Origin of the sequence: Polaromonas sp. (assembly GCF_016185115.1) — a bacterium.
In the GTDB taxonomy this organism is placed as follows: Bacteria; Pseudomonadota; Gammaproteobacteria; order Burkholderiales; family Burkholderiaceae_C; genus Polaromonas.
This window is the reverse complement of record NZ_JACPOF010000003.1, coordinates 1-2,015: the sequence shown is the minus strand read 5'-3', so window position 1 is coordinate 2,015 and position 2,015 is coordinate 1. Positions and strand designations below refer to the sequence as shown.

Genomic DNA, 2,015 nt, shown 5'->3' with positions numbered 1-2,015 from the left:
GATCGCCTCGATCTTGGCGGCGCTGTACTTCGGCTTGCGGCCGCGCCCCGGCGCGATCTCCCACAAGCTCTCGACCCCTTCCGCCATGAAGCGGCCCCGCCACAACGTCACCGTCTTGCGATTGATCCCGAGCTCGCGCGCCACCACGCTGTCATTCTTGCCTGCCGCGCTCGCCAACACGATCCGACTGCGCAGCGCAACCTGCTGCGGCGTGCCGTGCGCATCAAGCCACTGCTCGATCTGGGCTCGATCGCCCGACGTCAACTCCGCCTTGGGTGCCTCTCGCGACATGCCATATTATACCTTGCAACCCTGTGCATATCCAGTTATTTATGAGACACTACACTAGAGGCGCTGTCACGCTATCCGATGGAAACGCAGATCGCTTTTATCGAGTGCGGCGGCAACGGCCTGCAGCTCTATCAAAAAGATGCCGCACCGCTCAATTGCCAAGCATTGCATGGTCTCATCTCGTGCGCGGAATGGACCGGCGTGAGGCTGTCGACCTTGCTCGATGAGGCCGGCGTCGATTCCACGGCGAAATGGATCCTGGCAGAAGGCGCCGATGCCGCCGGCATGAGCCGCAGCGTGCCGCTGGCGAAGGCAATGGACGACGCGCTGGTCGCACTCTACCAGAATGGCGAACGCATCCGCCCGTCCAATGGTTATCCGATGCGACTCCTGTTGCCGGGCTATGAAGGCAACATGCAGGTGAAGTGGCTTCGGCGTGTCAAGCTGACCGAAAGCCCAATGATGACGAAGGATGAAACCTCGAAATACACGATGCTGCTGCCAGACGGGAAATCGCTACAGTTCGTTTTTCCGATCGAAGCCAAATCAGTAATTACACAGCCGTCGCCGGGCCTGACGATGAAAGGGCTGGGCCTTTACGAGATTTCTGGTCTTGCCTGGTCGGGCTACGGAAAGATCGCCAAGGTCGAGGTTTCGGCCGATGGAGGCAAGACCTGGGCGCCGGCGACGCTGCAGCAGCCGGTACTCTCGATGGCGCTCACGCGCTTTCGCATGGCGTGGCGCTGGAATGGCGGCCCGGCTGTCCTGCAATGCCGAGCCATCGATGAGACCGGCGCCGTGCAGCCGACGCGAGCCGACCTCATCGCCAAGCGTGGCACGAAAGCGGTCTACCACTTCAATGGCATTACGAGCTGGAGCATTAACGAGAGCGGCGAGGTGAAGCATGTGTATGCATAGCCTCTTCTTGGTTGCGGCTTCGACGCTTGCGGTCGTTTCCAGCGCGGCCCTCGCCCAGAGCCCCAATCTTGGCCGCGTTGCTGCGCCCGAAGAAATCGCATCCTGGGACATCAGCATCGGTCCGATCGGCGCTGGGTTGCCGCCCGGCAACGGAACACCCAAACAGGGAGAAGCGGTCTACATCGCAAAGTGCTTCGCCTGCCATGGCGAGAAGGGAGCCGGCAAGCCCAACGATGCGTTGGTTGGGGGGGCGCGGGACGCTTGTGGGTGATCAAGCGCCGGTCAAGACGCTGGGAAGCTTTTGGCCCTATGCGACGACGGTCTTCGACTACGTTCGCCGAGCGATGCCGCTCAACGAATCGAAGTCTTTGAGCGATGACGAAGTATATGCCGTCGTCGCCTATCTGCTGCAACTTAACGGCATCGTCGGCGAAAACGACATGATAGACGCCCAGACGCTGCCAAAGGTCCACATGCCAAACGCTGATGGATTCGTGACATTTGCACGTGGGAAATAACCCTTGATCGGGCCTGTAACGGCAACACCAAATGTCAGCTCTTGGCCCACTGCGGAATTGCATTTTTTCTAGACCGATGTCCGAATTTGGGAAGCAAACTGGACGTTGCTCTGTCCCGCGTCCGTCTGGCCTGTCTATGAGTACGCACCCTAGCCCATCTTTACCAACTGGACGGCGGAATCGACAATTTCGAGGCAAAAGAGTCAGTGATTTCAAGAGCCGGACGTCGGCAATCCTATGTAGTGAAGACCTAGTCTCTTTCGTGTACTAATTGTGTGGGGTAGTATG

Annotated in this window: 4 protein-coding genes; 3 read left to right on the top strand and 1 reads right to left on the bottom strand. The window is 59.2% G+C overall.

Annotated elements, in window-relative coordinates; all coding sequences use genetic code 11:
• Nucleotides 1–291 (bottom strand): helix-turn-helix domain-containing protein (locus HYX42_RS00745; RefSeq protein ID WP_293398691.1); only part of this gene is annotated, 291 nt, incomplete at its 3' end.
• A 63-nt stretch (nucleotides 292–354) separates the two neighbouring features.
• Here HYX42_RS00745 and soxC point away from each other — a divergent pair.
• Genes soxC through HYX42_RS00730 form a run of 3 tightly spaced genes read left to right on the top strand, consistent with a single transcriptional unit; the run spans nucleotide 355 to nucleotide 1,727 of the window.
• A complete protein-coding gene (gene soxC / locus HYX42_RS00740; protein WP_293398692.1) occupies nucleotides 355–1,209 on the top strand; it encodes a sulfite dehydrogenase in 855 nt (284 codons plus the stop codon).
• Entirely contained in the window at nucleotides 1,202–1,480 is a 279-nt protein-coding gene (locus tag HYX42_RS00735; RefSeq protein ID WP_293398690.1) for a hypothetical protein, read from the top strand. The genes soxC and HYX42_RS00735 overlap by 8 nt, the downstream gene beginning before the upstream one ends.
• Nucleotides 1,473–1,727, top strand: coding sequence for a hypothetical protein (locus HYX42_RS00730; RefSeq protein WP_293398689.1), 255 nt, complete (start codon nucleotides 1,473–1,475; stop codon nucleotides 1,725–1,727). Before HYX42_RS00735 ends, HYX42_RS00730 begins: the two co-directional genes overlap by 8 nt.
• Nucleotides 1,728–2,015: the final 288 nt, after the last annotated feature.

Excerpts from the sequence above, each read along its gene's own strand:
- HYX42_RS00735 (WP_293398690.1), top strand. The coding sequence starts at position 1,202 with ATGCATAGCCTCTTCTTGGTTGCGGCTTCGACGCTTGCGGTCGTTTCC.